At 76.9% G+C, this 15386-nt stretch carries 10 protein-coding genes; 5 read left to right on the forward strand and 5 right to left on the reverse strand.

From position 1 onward, the window contains the following. Positions 1–42: 42 nt before the first annotated feature. The 5 genes from ACRYR7_RS18610 to ACRYR7_RS18630 form a co-directional block, all read right to left on the reverse strand. Positions 43–1638, reverse strand: a complete 1596-nt coding sequence (locus ACRYR7_RS18610) for an AbgT family transporter (protein WP_432573604.1) — start codon at positions 1636–1638, stop codon at positions 43–45. After that, positions 1635–2996, reverse strand: a complete 1362-nt coding sequence (locus ACRYR7_RS18615) for a M20 family metallopeptidase (protein WP_432573605.1) — start codon at positions 2994–2996, stop codon at positions 1635–1637. The genes ACRYR7_RS18610 and ACRYR7_RS18615 overlap by 4 nt, the downstream gene beginning before the upstream one ends. A 112-nt stretch (positions 2997–3108) precedes the next feature. After that, positions 3109–5469 (reverse strand): glycoside hydrolase family 65 protein, encoded by a 2361-nt coding sequence (locus tag ACRYR7_RS18620; RefSeq protein ID WP_432573606.1) that lies wholly within the window; start codon positions 5467–5469, stop codon positions 3109–3111. A gap of 121 nt (positions 5470–5590) precedes the next feature. Continuing rightward, positions 5591–8071: a DNA gyrase/topoisomerase IV subunit A gene (locus ACRYR7_RS18625; protein WP_432573607.1), complete on the reverse strand. Its 2481-nt coding sequence runs from the start codon at positions 8069–8071 to the stop codon at positions 5591–5593. A gap of 38 nt (positions 8072–8109) precedes the next feature. Further along, entirely contained in the window at positions 8110–8730 is a 621-nt protein-coding gene (locus ACRYR7_RS18630; RefSeq protein WP_432573608.1) for a nitroreductase family protein, read from the reverse strand. Positions 8731–8779: 49 nt separating this feature from the next. Between ACRYR7_RS18630 and ACRYR7_RS18635 the strand changes: the two genes are divergently transcribed. From ACRYR7_RS18635 to ACRYR7_RS18655, 5 genes are all read left to right on the forward strand, one after another. Continuing rightward, complete coding sequence (locus tag ACRYR7_RS18635) at positions 8780–11530, forward strand: bifunctional acetate--CoA ligase family protein/GNAT family N-acetyltransferase (protein WP_432573609.1); 2751 nt, start codon at positions 8780–8782, stop codon at positions 11528–11530. A 49-nt stretch (positions 11531–11579) separates the two neighbouring features. After that, positions 11580–12653 (forward strand): GGDEF domain-containing protein, encoded by a 1074-nt coding sequence (locus tag ACRYR7_RS18640; RefSeq protein ID WP_432573610.1) that lies wholly within the window; start codon positions 11580–11582, stop codon positions 12651–12653. A 53-nt stretch (positions 12654–12706) separates the two neighbouring features. Continuing rightward, positions 12707–13378: a DUF5998 family protein gene (locus tag ACRYR7_RS18645; RefSeq protein ID WP_432573611.1), complete on the forward strand. Its 672-nt coding sequence runs from the start codon at positions 12707–12709 to the stop codon at positions 13376–13378. Beyond that, positions 13375–14574 carry an alkaline phosphatase family protein gene (locus tag ACRYR7_RS18650; protein ID WP_432573612.1) on the forward strand — a complete coding sequence of 400 codons (1200 nt, stop codon included), beginning with the start codon at positions 13375–13377 and terminating at the stop codon, positions 14572–14574. The genes ACRYR7_RS18645 and ACRYR7_RS18650 overlap by 4 nt, the downstream gene beginning before the upstream one ends. A 196-nt stretch (positions 14575–14770) precedes the next feature. Further along, positions 14771–15386: PRC-barrel domain-containing protein (locus tag ACRYR7_RS18655; protein ID WP_432573613.1), on the forward strand; the 616-nt coding region annotated here is incomplete at its 3' end.

Genomic DNA, 15386 nt, shown 5'->3' on the forward strand with positions numbered 1-15386 from the left:
GGGCCGCGGTCGCGCGGGCGGGGGCCCGCCGCCCGCGGCGGCCTACAGCCGCGAGTACTGCCCCGGGCCCAGCGGTAGGTCGAGCACGAACCACAGCGTCAGCAGCGCCACCCAGGCGACCCAGAAGCAGATCGTGAACGGCAGGAACCGCGAGATCAGCGTGCCCAGGCCCGCCTGCGGCTCGTAGCGGCGCAGCATCGCCAGCACCACCACGATGTAGGGGTTCAGCGGGGTGAGGATCTGCGTGGCGGAGTCCCCGGCGCGGAACGCGGCCTGCGTGAACGCCGGCTCGTACCCCAGCAGCGCGAACAGGGGCACGAAGACCGCGCCCATGATGGTCCACATCGACGAGCCCGACGTGATGAACAGGTTCAGCACGGTGGCCAGCAGCACGAACCCGACGATCGCCTCGAACCCGGTGAGGTTCAGCGACTCCAGCCCGCCGGCGCCGGCCACGGCCATCCAGGTGCCCACCCGCGTCCAGGTGAACAGCGCCACGAACTGCCCCAGCACGAACGCCAGCACGATGAACGGGGCCATGTCCTTGACGGCCTCGCCCATCGCCGCCGGCACCTGGTCCAGCCGGCGCAGCGAGCCGGTGCGCCGGCCGAACACCAGCGCCGGCACCGTGAGCATGCACACGACGAGGAAGACGGTGGAGTCCAGCAGCGGCGACTCCGGCAGGTAGCCGCCGGCCTCGTTGCGCATCGGGGACCCGGGCACGACCGCGAGCACGACGAGCGCGGCGGCGGTGACCAGGGCCGCCACCCCGGCCAGCCCCAGCGCGCGGCGGTCCGCGCGCGAGACCGTCAGGTCGTCCACGTCCTCCACCGCGCCGGGGCCCTCGGCGTCCGGGCGCTGCTCCACGGGCACCCCGGTGCGCGTCAGCATCGGCTCCAGCACCCGGGTGATGAGCAGGCCGCACACCAGGGTCAGCAGCAGCGAGCTGGCGATGTTGTAGTACCAGTTCGACACCGGGGTCACCGGCGTGCCGGCGTCGGGCAGGGTCTGCGCCACCGAGGAGGTGATGCCCGCGAAGAGCGCGTCCAGGCTGGTGACCGCGATGGAGGTGGAGTACCCGGCGCCGGCGGCGGCGAACGCCCCGAGCAGGCCCGCGACGGGGTGCCGGCCCACCGCCTTGAACACCATGGCGGCCAGCGGCGGGATGACGATCATCACCGAGTCGGCCATGACGCTGCCCACCACGCCGATGAACGCCACCGCGTACGGCAGCGCCCAGCGCGGGGCGCCGGCGAAGGCGACCTTCACCAGCGTCGCCATCAGCCCGCTGCGCTGGGCCAGGCCCACCGCCAGCAGGATCACCACGACGGTGCCCAGCGGCGGGAACGAGACGAAGTTGTCCACGAGGTTCGTGGTGAACCACTGCACGCCCTCGCCGGTGAAGAACCCGCGCACCGGGTTGCTCTCGCCCGAGCCGGGGACCTCCACGCTCACGCCCGCCAGCGCCATCGCGGTGCTCACCACGGCCAGCAGGCAGAACAGGGCCAGGAACAGCACGAACGGCTCGGGGATCCTGTTGCCGACGCGCTCGATGCCGCCGAGCAGCCGGTCGGTGCGGGTGGTGCGCACCTCCAGCCGGTCGCCGGTGCCGGTGCCCGTGCCCGCCCGGCGGCTCACGCGAGGAACTCCTCGACGTCCAGGACCCCGCCGTCCCGCTCGAACTCCGCGCGCACGGCGGCGAGCAGGGCCGGGTCGGCCAGCACGTCCAGCGCGGTCAGCGCCAGCCCCACCGCGCCGTCCAGGACGCCGGCGTCGCCGGAGGGCGCGCCGGCGGCCGCGGCGAAGCCGCTGGTGTGCAGGGACACCCCCGGGTCGGCGATGGCGACCATCGGGTGGATGGAGGGCACGCGCACGCTGACGTTGCCCAGGTCGGTGGAGCCGGACAGGTTCTCCGGCACCACCCCCGGCGGCAGCGCGGTGCGCCCGCGCCGGCGCTGGTGCGCCGTCCAGCGCGCCGCCAGCTCCAGGTTCGCCCGGATCGGCAGGTACGCCGGCTGCCGGTCCCACTCCAGCTCGTACCCGCACCCGGTCATCGCCGCCGCGGCCACCAGGACCGCCTCCACCCGCGCGCACAGGTCCGCCAGCGTGGCCGGTTCGGCCGAGCGCACGTAGTACTCGGCGCTGGCCCGCTCGGGCACCACGTTGGGGCGCTGCCCGCCGTCCAGGACGATGCCGTGGACGCGGTCGGCGGGGGAGATGTGCTGGCGCATCATCGCGATGCCCTGGTAGCCGGCGACCACGGCGTCCAGGGCGTTGCGGCCCATGAACGGCTGCGCGGAGGCGTGCGCGGCCACGCCCCGGTACGTCGCGCGCACCTGGCGCCGCCCCAGGAACGGCTGCACCGCGACGTCGTAGGTGAAGGGGTGCAGCATGACCACGGCGTCCACGCCCTCGAACGCGCCGTCGCGGGCCATCGTCTCCTTGCCGCCGCCGCCCTCCTCGGCGGGGGTCCCCAGCAGCACGGCGGTGCCGCCCGCGGCGCCCGAGCGCAGCGCGGAGGCCAGCCCGAGGAACGCGCCGACGGCGGCGGCGCAGATGACGTTGTGCCCGCAGCCGTGCCCGATGCCGGGCAGGGCGTCGTACTCGGCGAGCACCGCCACCGTCGGGCCCCGCCCGGCGCTGACGCTGGCGCGCAGCGCGGTGTCCAACCCGTGCACGCCCACCTGCGCCCGGACGCCGTGCGCGGCGAGCAGGTCGGCGACCGCGCGCGCCGAGGCGTGCTCGGCGAACGCCTCCTCGGGGTGGGCGTGCAGGGCGCGGCTGAGCGCGAGCAGGTCCCCGCGCAGCGCCTCCACGGCGGCCTCGGTGGCGTCGAGCGCGGCGGCGGGGGCGCCGGCGTGCTCGCTGCCCAGGGGGGTCGCGCCGGCCGCGGCCCGCTCGACGCCGGCGAGCAGGGAGGCCAGGTAGGTGCCGTCGGGCTGCGCGGGCTCGCGCCCGGGCGCGGCGGGGGGGTGCTGGAGGTCGGGTTCGGCCATGCCGAGCAGGCCTACTCCTGTCCGTCCCCGGCGGCCAGTCGCGCGCCCGGCGCGTCGGCCCCGCGCAACACGGAGTTCACACGCCGCCCGCCCGCCCGCGCGGGCGGCGCGCTCAGCGCACCGAGCCGGCCCGGGCGCGCACCTCGCGCGGGTCGCGCCCGCGCGGCTGGGAGGGCCGCGGCAGCGGCTCCAGCGCGGCGACGTCGAAGGTGCGCGGGGCGTCCAGGTCCACGGTGAACTCCTCGCCGTGGTGGCTGGTCTGCACCGGACCGCCGCTGACGACGGTGTACGTGGCGCGCTGGCCCTCGCCGTCGGCGCGCACCCGCACCTCCAGGCAGGAGCCGCGGTGCCGGGTGCGGAAGCACAGCCCCTCCAGGCCCTCCGGCAGGCGCGGCGCGAACGCCAGGCGCCCGTCGGCGTCGCGCATGCCGCCGTAGCCGGCGACCAGGGCCTGCCACGCCCCGGCCAGGGAGGCGATGTGCAGCCCGTCGCGCGTCTTGCCGCGCAGGTCGTGCAGGTCCACGAACGCCGCCTCGTGCGCGTAGTCCGCGGCCAGGTCCAGGTGGCCGACCTCGGCGGCGACGACGGCCTGCACCGACGCCGACAGCGAGGAGTCGCGCACCGTCAGCGCCTCGTAGTACTCGAACGCGGCGCGCTTGTCCTCCGGCGTGAACGCGTCCGGGCGCAGGTGCAGCGCCAGCACGAGGTCGGCCTGCTTGGCGACCTGGCGCCGGTACAGGCTGAAGTACGGGAAGTGGTCGGCCAGCGGGTACTGCTCCAGCGAGGTGGCCTCGAAGTCCCACCGCTTGCGCTGGGTGGCGCCCTCGTCCTGCGAGGGCACGCCGGTGGCCGGGTCGCGCGGCACGTGCACCGCGTCGGCCAGCCGCGTCCAGTCCGCGACCTCCTCCGGCGTGACGCCCAGGGCGTCGGCGCGCTCGGGGAAGCGGCCGGCCAGGTCGACGGCGGCGCGCAGGTTCGCCTGCGCCATGAGGTTCGTGTACGCGTTGTCGTCCACCAGGGCGCTGTACTCGTCGGGGCCGGTGACCCCGTCGACGTGGAAGCGGCCCCGCTCGTCCTCGCGGCCCAGCACCACCCAGGTGCGGGCGGTCTCCACGACGAGGTCGGTGACCAGCTCGCGGGCGGCGTCCTCGTCGCCGGTGGCGTGCACGTACCGCACGGCCGCGTCGGCGATGTCGGCGTTCAGGTGCACGGCCGCGGTGCCCGCCGGCCAGTACCCCGAGCTCTCCCGCCCGGTGATGGTGCGCCACGGGAACGTCGCCCCCGCCAGGCCCAGCTCGCGGGCGCGCTCCCGGGCCGCCGGCAGCATCGCGTGCCGCCAGCGCAGCGCCTCGGCGGCGGCCTCCGGCCAGACGTGGTTGAGCATCGGCATGACGAACACCTCGGTGTCCCAGAAGGTGTGCCCGTCGTAGCCGGTCCCGGTCAGGCCCTTGGCGGGGATGCCGCGGTCGGTGGCCTGCGCGGCGGCCTGCAGGACGTGGAACAGCGCGAAGCGCACCGCCTGCTGCAGCTGCTCGTCGCCGTCCACGCGCACGTCGGCGTGCTCCCAGAACGCGTCGAGCACGGCGCGCTGCTCGGCCGCCAGGTGCTCCCAGCCGTCGCGCAGCGCCGCGTCCAGGGTGGTGCGCAGGTCCTGCAGCAGCTCCTCGCGGTCCACCATGGAGGCCCAGCCCATCGCCACGACCTTCACCACGCGCAGCTCCTGCCCGGGTTCCAGGCGCGCGCGGGCGACGGTGACGAGCCGGTCGCTCGTGGTGCGGGTGTGCACCTCGGTGTCGGCGGGGCCGGTGACGTCGTGGTCGACCAGCGCCGCCACCGCCTGCGCGCTGCCGTCGGTGCGCTGGCGCACGCTGCCGCCGCGGGCGCGGGCCTCGACGACCGGCTCGTGCAGCTCGGCGCTGCACACCACCGCCGAGCGCACCTCCACCTCGCGCGCCCCGCCCACGGTGCTCACCCGGTAGTCCACGGCCACCAGCCCGGGCCGCTCCAGCGGCACCACGCGCTCGGAGCGCACCCGCACCCGGGCGCCGTCGGGGGAGGTCCACTCCGCCTCGCGCAGCAGCGTGCCGGCGCGCAGGTCCAGGGTGCGCTCGTGCTCGTGCAGCTCACCGGTGCGCACGTCGAAGCGCTCGGACCCGACGAACAGCTCCACGAGGGTGGGGTCCGGGACCGCGACGAGGCGCTCGGCCACCTTCGGGTAGCCGTAGCTGTACTCCGGGTACGTCAGGGGCCACAGCTCGAACGCGCCGCTGAGGTAGGTGCCCGGGCTGCCGCACGGGGCCCCCTCGTCCAGCGAGCCGCGCACGCCGACCCGGCCGTCGGAGAGGGCGAAGAGCGACTCGGTGCGCTCCAGCGCCGAGACGTCCAGCTCGCCCTCGCGCACGGCCCAGGGCTCCACCGCCCCCAAGTCCTTGCCCTCGCTGCGACCCGCCCCGCCCGTGCCCGCGCTGCCCACGTCCGCTCCGTCCCGACCCGGCCCGCCGCGGCTCGACGGGCACCGCCTCATCCGAGCAGGTGCGCGCCGCGCCCGCACCCGCAGGCCGGCGGGCGCGGGCGGCGCCGCGCCCGCCGGCGCCTCACAGCAGCGGCGGCCCGGCGATCGCGGCGACCGGCTTGTCCAGCGCCGTGCCCGAGCCGTCGCGCCGGCCGGGCACCTCCGGCAGCGCCACCGCCGTGCCGGTGGGCGTGGCGGCCTCCGCGGGCCCGTGCCCGGCCCACGCCAGCAGCAGGACGTCCTCGCCGCGGGCGAAGCGGTGGCAGCGCACCCCGCCGGTGGCCCGGCCCTTGGAGGGGTACTCCGACAGCGGCGTCACCTTCGCCGAGCCGAGCTGCGTGCCCGGCAGCGCCCCGGAGTCCCCGGCCACCGTCACCACGACCGCCTCGGCGTCGTCGGCGTCCACGGCGGTCATCGAGAGCACCCTCGCGCCCGGGCCCAGCCGGACGCCGGCCACCCCGGCCGCGCCGCGGCCCTGCGGGCGCACCAGCGAGGCGCTGAAGCGCAGCAGCTGCGCGTCGGAGGTGATGAGCACCAGGTCCTCCTCGCCGGTGCGCAGCTGCACCGCGGCGACGACCTCGTCCTTCCGGCGCGCGGAGAGGTCCTTCAGGGCGATGACCTCGACCTCCTCGCGGTTGCCCAGGGGTTCGAGCACCAGGCGCTTGACGACGCCGGTGGCGGTGGCCAGCGCGAACCCGGGGTCGTCGGGGTCCTCCACCCCGGCCACCGGCAGCGGCACCAGCCCCAGCACGCGCTCGCCCTTGGCCAGGGTGACGAACTCCTTCACGGCCGTGCCGCCCGAGAGCGTGGGGCGCCCGTTGGTCTCCGGCAGCACCGGCAGGTCCAGCACCGGCAGGCGCACCAGGCGCCCGGCGGAGGTCACCACGCCCACGTGCCCGCGCGCGGTGGCCGGTGCGGTGGAGACCACCAGGTCGTGCCGGGTGCGGCGGCCCTCGGTGCCCAGCGGCTCGCCCGACGCCGTGCGCGCCAGGAACCCGGTGGAGGACAGCAGCACCGTGCACGGGTCGTCGGCGACCTCCAGCGGCACCGCCGCGCCGGTGGCCGGGCCGGAGGAGGTCAGCAGCACGGTGCGCCGCGGCGAGCCGTGCTCGGCGGCCACCTGGCCCAGCTCGTCGCTGACGAGCCGGCGCAGCCGGCCGTCGTCGGCCAGGATCGCGCGCAGCTCGGCGATCTGCCGGTTCAGCTCGGCCTGCTCGCGCTCCAGCTCGATGCGGCTGAACCTCGTCAGCCGGCGCAGCTGCATGTCGAGGATGTACGAGGCCTGCGTCTCCGACAGCTCGAACGCCCGCGTCAGGCGGGTGCGCGCGGCCGCGGCGTCGTCGGAGGAGCGCACGATCGCGATGACCTCGTCGATGTCGAGGATCGCCACGAGCAGGCCGTCGACGAGGTGCAGGCGCTCCTCCTTGCGCCGCAACCGGTACGCCGTGCGCCGGCGCACCACGTCGAGGCGGTGGGCGATGAAGACCTCGAGGAGCTCCTTCAGGCCCAGGGTGCGCGGCTGGCCGTCGACGAGGGCGACGTTGTTGATGCCGAAGGTCTCCTCCATCGGCGTCAGCCGGTACAGCTGCTCCAGCACCGCCTCGGGCACGAACCCGTTCTTCACCTCGATGACCAGGTGCAGCCCCTGGCGGCGGTCGGACAGGTCCACCACGTCGGCCACGCCCTGCAGGCGCTTGGCCTTGACGTTGTCGGCGATCTTCTCCGTCAGCCGCTCGGGGCCCACCCCGTAGGGCAGCTCCGTGACGACCAGGCCCTGGCGCCGGCCGATCTTCTCCACCCGCACGGTGGCGCGGGTGCGGAACGTGCCGCGCCCGGAGGCGTAGGCGTCGCGGATGCCCTCCAGGCCCACGACCTTGCCGCCGGTGGGGAAGTCCGGGCCGGGCACGAAGCGCATGAGCGCGGGCAGGTCCGCGTCCGGGTGCTTGATGAGGTGGCGCGCGGCGGCGACGACCTCGCCGAGGTTGTGCGGGGGCATGTTGGTGGCCATGCCGACCGCGATGCCGCTGGCGCCGTTGACGAGCAGGTTCGGGAACGACGCCGGCAGCACGCCGGGTTCCTTCAGCCGGTCGTCGTAGTTGGGCACGAAGTCGACGACGTCCTCGTCCAGCCCCGTCGTCATCAGCAGCGCCGCCGGCGCCGGGCGCGCCTCGGTGTAGCGCTGCGCGGCCGGGCCGGCGTCCAGGGAGCCGAAGTTGCCGTGCCCGTCCACCAGCGGCACGCGCATCGTGAACGGCTGCGCCTGGCGCACCAGGGCGTCGTAGATGGCCACGTCGCCGTGCGGGTGCAGCTTGCCCATGACCTCGCCGACCACGCGCGCGGACTTCACGTGCGCGCGCTCGGGCGTCAGGCCCATGTCCTGCATCATGTAGAGGATCCGCCGCTGCACCGGCTTCAGGCCGTCGCGCGCGTCCGGCAGGGCCCGGGAGTAGATGACGGAGTAGGCGTACTCCAGGAACGCCCCCTGCATCTCCTGCTCGACGTCGATGTCGACGATGCGTTCGGGGGCGTCGGGCTGCGGGGGAGCGGACGTGCGTCGTGCCATGGCCTCCATCCTGCCGCCTGGCACCGACACCCCCGGACCTAGCCGCCCCAGGGCACCCCGAACGCCCCGTCGTGGGCGCTGTCGGCCAGGGTGCGCCGGTGCCGGCGCGAGGGCCGCGAGGCCTCGCCCGGGGCGGGGTGGCCCAGGGCCAGCGCGGCCACGAAGCGGTGCCCGGCGGGCACCCCGAAGCGCTCGCGCAGCGCCCCGCGCGCCGCCGAGGGCACCCCGAACAGGCACGCCCCCAGCCCCTCGTCCACGGCCGCGAGCAGCACCAGCAGCGCGCTCATGCCGGTGTCCACGTCCGGCCAGGGCACCTCCCAGCTCGCCGCGTCGCGGTCCGGGCCGGGCTTGTCCGGCAGCGCGTAGCGGCGCGCGTACGCGCCGGGGTCGGCCAGCGCCAGCACCAGCACCGGCGCGGTGCGCATCCCCGCCAGCCACGCGTCCGCCGGCCCCGGGCGCCCCCCGGCGCTCAGCTCCCAGAACGCCGCCCGGTCGGCGGGGGAGCGCAGCACCAGCAGGTCCCGGCCCTGGCTGTTGCCCGCCGAGGGCGCGCGCAGCGCCGCCGCCAGCACCCGCTCCAGCGCCGCGGGCCCCACCGGGCGGGACGCGTCGTAGCTGCGCACCATGCGCCGCCGGCGCAGGACCTCCCCGAGCTCCACGGGCGCATCCTCGCGCACCCGCCCCGTGTCCCCCACTAGGGTGGCGGCCATGGTGCCGCTGCCGCCGGTGGGCTACCCGACCCGCTGGGAGGCGGACGTGGTCCTCCGCGACGGGGGCACCGCGCACGTCCGCCCCATCCGACCCTCCGACGCCGACCTCGTGGCGGCGTTCCACTCCCGGCAGTCGGAGGAGTCCCGGTACCTGCGCTTCTTCGCCCCCATGCCGCGGCTGTCCGCGCGCGACCTGGAGCGCTTCACCAACGTCGACCACGTCGACCGCGTCGCGCTGGTGGCCACCGTGGGCGAGGACATCGTCGGCATCGCCCGCTTCGACGCCGCCCCCGTGCGGCCCGGCTCCCCGCGCGCGGCCGAGGTCGCCTTCAACATCTCCGACGCCCACCAGGGCCGCGGGCTGGGCTCGGTGCTGCTGGAGCACCTGGCCGCCGCCGCCCGCGAGCGCGGCATCCGCCGCTTCACCGCCGACGTGCTGCCGCAGAACGCCAAGATGATCGGCGTCTTCCGCGAGGCCGGCTTCGAGGTGCGCCAGGGCTACTCCGACGGGGTGCTGGAGGTCTCCTTCGACATCGACCCCACCGAGCGCTCGGTGGACGTGATGCGCGCGCGCGAGCAGCGCGCCGAGGCCCGCAGCGTGCAGGCGCTGCTGACGCCCTCCTCGGTGGTCGTGGTCGGGGCCAGCCGCACGCCCGGCTCGGTGGGCCACCGCCTGCTCGCCGACGTCGTCGACGGCGGCTTCACCGGCGCCGTGCACGCCGTCAACGCCGACGCCGAGCCCGGTGAGCTGCTGCTGGGGGTGCCGGTGCTGCGCTCGGTGCGCGACCTGCCCGGCCCGGTGGACCTCGCCGTCGTCGCGGTGCCCGCCGCGGCCGTCGTGCCCACCGTCGCCGACTGCGCCTCGCACGGGGTGCGCGGCCTGGTCGTCGTCTCCAGCGGCTTCGCCGAGACCGGCCCGCAGGGCCTGGAGATGCAGCGCGAACTGGTGCGCATCGCCCGCGCCAACGGCATGCGCGTGGTCGGCCCGAACTCCTACGGCGTGCTCAACACCGACCCCGCGGTGCGGCTGAACGCCTCCCTGTACGGGCAGGTGCCCCCCGCCGGCCGCTTCGGGCTGTTCAGCCAGTCCGGCGCCCTGGCCGTCACGGTGCTCTCCTCCGCCCAGCGCCGCGGGCTGGGGCTGTCCACGTTCGTCTCCGCCGGCAACCGCGCCGACGTCTCCGGCAACGACCTCATGCAGTTCTGGCTGGACCACGAGGCCACCGCCGCCGTCGGGCTGTACCTGGAGAGCGTGGGCAACCCCCGCAAGTTCAGCCGGGTCGCGCGCACCCTGGCGCGCAAGAAGCCCGTCGTGGTCGTCAAGTCCGGCGCCTCCGGCTTCGGCGTGCCGCCCGGGCACGCCGTGCGCGCCTCCCGCGCACCCTTCGAGGCCGTGGACAGCATGCTGCGCCAGGCCGGGGTCATCCGGGTGGAGAACGTCCACCAGCTCTTCGACGTCGCGCAGGTCGCGGTGCACCAGCCGCTGCCGCAGGGGCCGCGGGTGGCGATCGTCGGCAACTCCGACGCCCTGGGCACCCTGGCCGCCGACGCCTGCGTCAGCTGGGGCCTGCAGGTCGTGCACGGGCCCACCGCCGTGCCCTCCTACGCGGGGGTGGGGACGTTCACCGCCGCGCTGGAGGCCGCCTTCGCCGACCCCGAGGTCGACGCCGTCGTGGCCAGCTGGGTGCCGCCCACCCCCGAGCCGGACCCCGCGGTGGCCGCCGCCGTGGCCCGCACCGCGGCCGCCGGCGCCAAGACCACCGTCACCTGCTTCCTGGGCACCCGCACCGTCTCCGCCGCCGTCGCCGGCGGCGGGGACGGGGCCGGCGGGGGGGCCGTGGTCGCCGGCGAGGACCCCGCCGCCGCGAGCGCCGCGGGCGCCGCGCCGGGGGAGTCCCCCGTGGTGCCCTCCTACCCCACCCCCGAGGACGCCGTGCGCGCCCTGGCCGCCGTCGTGCGCTACGCCCAGTGGCGCCGCCGCGACCGCGGCCACCCGCTCTCCCCGCCCGGCGTGGACCTGCGCGCCGCGCGCGCCCTGGTGGAGGAGTCGCTGGCCGGCGCGCCCGACGGGCTGACGCTGGGCCAGGAGCGCACCCGCGCGCTGCTGGGCGCGGCGGGCGTCGACCTGCTGGCGCGCGCGGAGGTGCGCGGCGTGGACGAGGCCGTCGCGGCCGCCGAGCGCCTGGGCTGGCCGGTGGCGCTGAAGACCGTCGGCGAGGAGCTGGCCGGCCGCCAGGACCTGCGCGGCATCCGGCTGGGCATCACCAACCCGGCGGCGCTGGCCGAGGCCGTGGCGGACATGCGCCAGGTGTTCGGCGAGCGCGCCGAGGTCCTGGCGGTGCAGCACATGGCCGGGCTGGGCGTGCCGTGCCTGGTGCGCAGCACCGAGGACCCGCTGTTCGGGCCGGTCGTCAGCTTCGGCGTCGAGGGCGACCCGATCGACCTCATGGGCGACGTGGCCTACCGCATCCCCCCGCTCACCGACGTCGACGTCGCCGACCTGGTGCGCTCGGTGAAGGCGGCGCCGAAGCTCTTCGGCCACCGCGGCAGCCCCGTCATGGACGTCGACGCCCTCGAGGACGTCGTCGCCCGCGTCGCGGTCCTGGCCGACGCCCTGCCCGAGATCGCCGAGCTGCGGCTGTCGCCGGTGCTCGTCGCCGAGCGCGGCGCGCGCGTGCTGGGGGCCACCGTCTCCCTGGCGCCGCCGCAGGACCGGGCCGACCCCGACCGGCGCACGCTGCCCACCTGAGCGCGCCCCGCGCCTCCAGGGCGCCCCCCGGCGGGCCGATGCACCCGGGGTGCCCCCGCCGCACGGGACGACCCGGACGCAGACCGCCGCCGCGCAGACCTTCGTCGCGGTCTGCGCGCCCGTGCTCGGCCTGCTGGTCCTGGCCTGCCTGGTGCTGGCGCCGGACCTGCTCGTGCCCGGCCGCGGCCCGGCGCTGCTGGCGGTGGGCGCCGCCGCGCAGGTGGCCGGCGCGGCGGCGGTGCGCCGCTGCCGGCGCACCGGGGCCGCGCCCCTGTGGTGGGGCTGGTGGGCCACCGTCGCCGTGTGGGGCGCCGGCGCGTGCGTGGGCGACGCCGAGGTGCGCCAGTGCGCCGCCGTCGCCCTCGTCGTCGCGCCCCTGTTCACGGCGATGTTCGCCCCCGTGCGCTCCACCGCCACCCGCTGGACCGCGCTGCACCTGGCGCTGACCGTCCCGGGCGCGGCGCACCTGGCCGGCTCCACGGAGGGCGGCCCCTTCGAGCGCGGCTTCCGCGCCGCGTGCGCCCTCGCCGTCGTCACCACCGTCGTGGTGTGCGTGGCGGTGCTGCGCCGCCGCCTGGACGACGCCCTGGCGCGCGCCGACCGGCTGGCGCTGCACGACCCCCTCACCGGCCTGCTCAACCGCCGGGGCCTGGCCGAGCGCGCCGCGGCGCTGCCCGCCTCGCCGTGGCTGGGCGTCCTGGTGGCCGACGTGGACCGCTTCAAGTCCGTCAACGACCGCTTCGGCCACGACGCCGGCGACCGCGTGCTGGTCGCGGTGGCCGGCGCCGCGCGCCGCGCGGTGCGCGAGCAGGACCTCCTGGTGCGCCTGGGCGGGGAGGAGCTGCTCGTCGTGCTGCCCCTGCAGGACCCCGCGGACCTGGCGCCGCTGGCCGAGCGGCTGCGCCGGGAGGTGTCCGCGGCGGCGTGCCTGCCGCCCGTGACCGTCAGCGTCGGCGGGGCCCTGACCCGCGCGCCCGCGCCGGGCGGGGGGAGCGGGGCGGGCCGGGCCGCCGGGGTGCCCGCGGCGCTGCTGGACCGCCTCACCGGCGAGGCGGACCGCCGCCTGTACCGGGCCAAGGCGGCCGGGCGCGACCGCGTCGACGTGGCGCCGGCGCCGGCCTGAGCCGCCCGCGAGGGCGTGCCGCGGCGGTGCCCGCGGTGCGGGAGGATGGGGGGATGCGCGAGCGCACCCACCCCCGGCGGTCCGGGCACACGACCACCAGCACCAGCGGCACCGGCGGTGCGGACGGCGCGGACGGCGCCGAGGCCGTCGCCCCCGAGCCCGAGCTGCCCCCGCGCCTGCTGACGGACCTGGAGCGCGCCGGCTACTACCCGGCGCTGGTCGCCGACAGCCTGCTCACCGCCCTGGGCGGCGAGGAGGTGCTCGCGCACCTGGTGCACCAGGAGACGACCATCGACGCCAACGAGGTGCGCCGCCACGTCACCGTGCTGGCCACCACCGCCGCGCGCCTGCTCGTCGCCCACGCCGACGACCACGGCCCCGACGAGACCTCGCCCGAGCCGTACGCGGTGTGCTCCACCGAGTCCGTGCCGCTGGAGCGCGTGGCCTCCGTGGTGGTCTCCCAGGTCGTCACCCGCCCCGCCGACCACCGCCCCGGCGCCGTGCCGGCCGAGGTGAGCCTGACCCTGAGCTGGGGCGCGGTGCAGCGCGTGGACCTGGAGCCCGCCGGCTGCCCCGACCCCGACTGCGAGGCCGACCACGGCTACACCGGCACCCTCACCGGCGACGACCTCACCGTGCGCGTCGCCGGCGCCGCGGAGGGGGCCGACGCCGTGGCCGCCGCCGTGGACTTCGCCCGGGCGCTGTCCACCGCCACCTCGCGGTGAGCGGCGCCGAGCGCGCACCCGTCGCGGCACCGGTGCCGCCGGTGCTGCCGGCGCTGCCGGTGCCCGCCTACGGGCGCGACACCCTGGCCGACCTCGTGCCGGCCGTCGCCCGGGCGCTCGGCGTCGACCCCGCCGCCGGCGCCGCGCCCGCGGGGGCGGAGCTGGTGCTCCCCGCGGCCGACCGCGTGTGCCTGCTGCTGGTCGACGGCATGGGCGAGCTGGCCCTGCGCGAGCGCTCCGGGCACGCGCCGGCCCTGCGCCGCTGGCGCGCCGGGGGCGAGCACCGCGTCCTCACCGCCGGCTTCCCGACCACGACGGCCACGAGCATGGGCCTGCTCGGCACCGGCCTGCCGCCCGGCGCGCACGGCCTGGTCGGCTACGAGGTGCTCGACCCCGACCGGGACGCGCTGCTGAACCAGCTGCAGTGGGACGGGCCGGTGGACCCGCGCCGCTGGCAGCCGCACCCCACTCTGTTCCAGTCCCTCGCCGCGGCCGGGGTGCCCGTCACCCGCGTCGCCCCGCCGCACTTCGACGGCTCGGGCCTGACCGAGGCGGCGCTGCGCGGCGGCCGCTTCGTCGGCACCCCCGAGCGCCTGGAGGCGCGCGTCGACGCGGCCGTGACGGCGGTGCGCTCCACCCCGCGGGGCCTGACGTACGTGTACTGGGGCCGGCTGGACTCCACCGGCCACGGCGAGGGGGTCGGCTCCTGGCAGTGGGGCGAGGAGCTCAGCCGGGTGGACGCCGCCGTCGCGGAGCTGACCCGCCGGCTGCCGCGCGGTACCCTGCTGCTGGTCACCGCCGACCACGGCATGGTCGACGTCGGCCCCGCCCGGCGCCTGGACCTCGCCCACGAGCCGGAGCTGCGCGCCGGCGTGCGGCACGTCGGCGGCGAGCCGCGCGCGGTGCAGCTGTACACCGAGCCCGGCGCCGCCGCGGACGTCGCGCGCACCTGGGCCCGGCGCCTGGACGGCTCCGCGCGCGTGGCCACCCGCGCCGAGGCGGTGGCCGCCGGCTGGTTCGGCCCGGTCGAGGAGCGCGTCGCCGGCCGCATCGGCGACGTCCTGGCCGTCATGACCGAGCCGGTGGCCGTCGTGGACTCCGTGCGCATGCGCCCGCAGACCCTGCGCCTGGTCGGCCAGCACGGCGCCCTCACGGACGACGAGCGCCTCGTCCCCCTCTTCCACGCCGTGCTGTGAGCGTCGCCGCGCTGTGAGCGTCCCGGGCGGCGCGCGGCCGGAGAGGCGGGCCCGGCCGCGGGTCCGGCCGCGGGTCCGGCCGCCGGTCCGGAGAAATCCCCGGTGCCCCCCGTTTGGGCCCGGGACGCCCGGGTACCCCTGGTGTTGGCAAGGAACTGGCGGAACCAGCCAGCCGGTCCAACAGGAGGGACACGAGATGATCTCCGGGATGAACTCCATCGAGGAGCTGTACGGCACCACCGTCTACGACAACGACGGCGACAAGATCGGCAAGGTCGACGAGGTCTACCTCGACAACGCGACCAACCAGCCCGAGTGGGTCTCCGTCAAGACGGGGTTGTTCGGCTCGAACGTCTCCCTCATCCCGCTGAACTCGGCCTCGGTCAGCGGCGACCGCCTCACCGTGCCGTTCGAGAAGGCCAAGGTCAAGGACGCGCCCCACCACGACCCGGGCCACGAGCTGTCCGAGCGCGACGAGGACGACCTGTACGCCTACTACGGCATCGCCTCCTCCGGCGGCACGGTCACCGAGACCTCGGGCACCTCGACCACCGGCACGACGGGCACCACCGGGACCACGGGCACCACGGGGACCGTCGGCACCCAGGACACCACCACCGGGTACGCCACCGAGGGGACCACGGGCACCACCGGCACCGCGGGCGCCGACGTGCGCGGCGCCGGCCACGACACCTCCGGCCCGAACACCGACGACGCCATGACGCGCTCCAAGGAGGAGCTGCGCGTGGGCACCGAGACCCGCGAGGCGGGCCGGGCGCGGCTGCGCAAGTACATCACCAGCGAGACGGTCA

Origin of the sequence: Kineococcus gurbantunggutensis, assembly GCF_050871925.1 — a bacterium.
In the GTDB taxonomy this organism is placed as follows: Bacteria; Actinomycetota; Actinomycetes; order Actinomycetales; family Kineococcaceae; genus Kineococcus.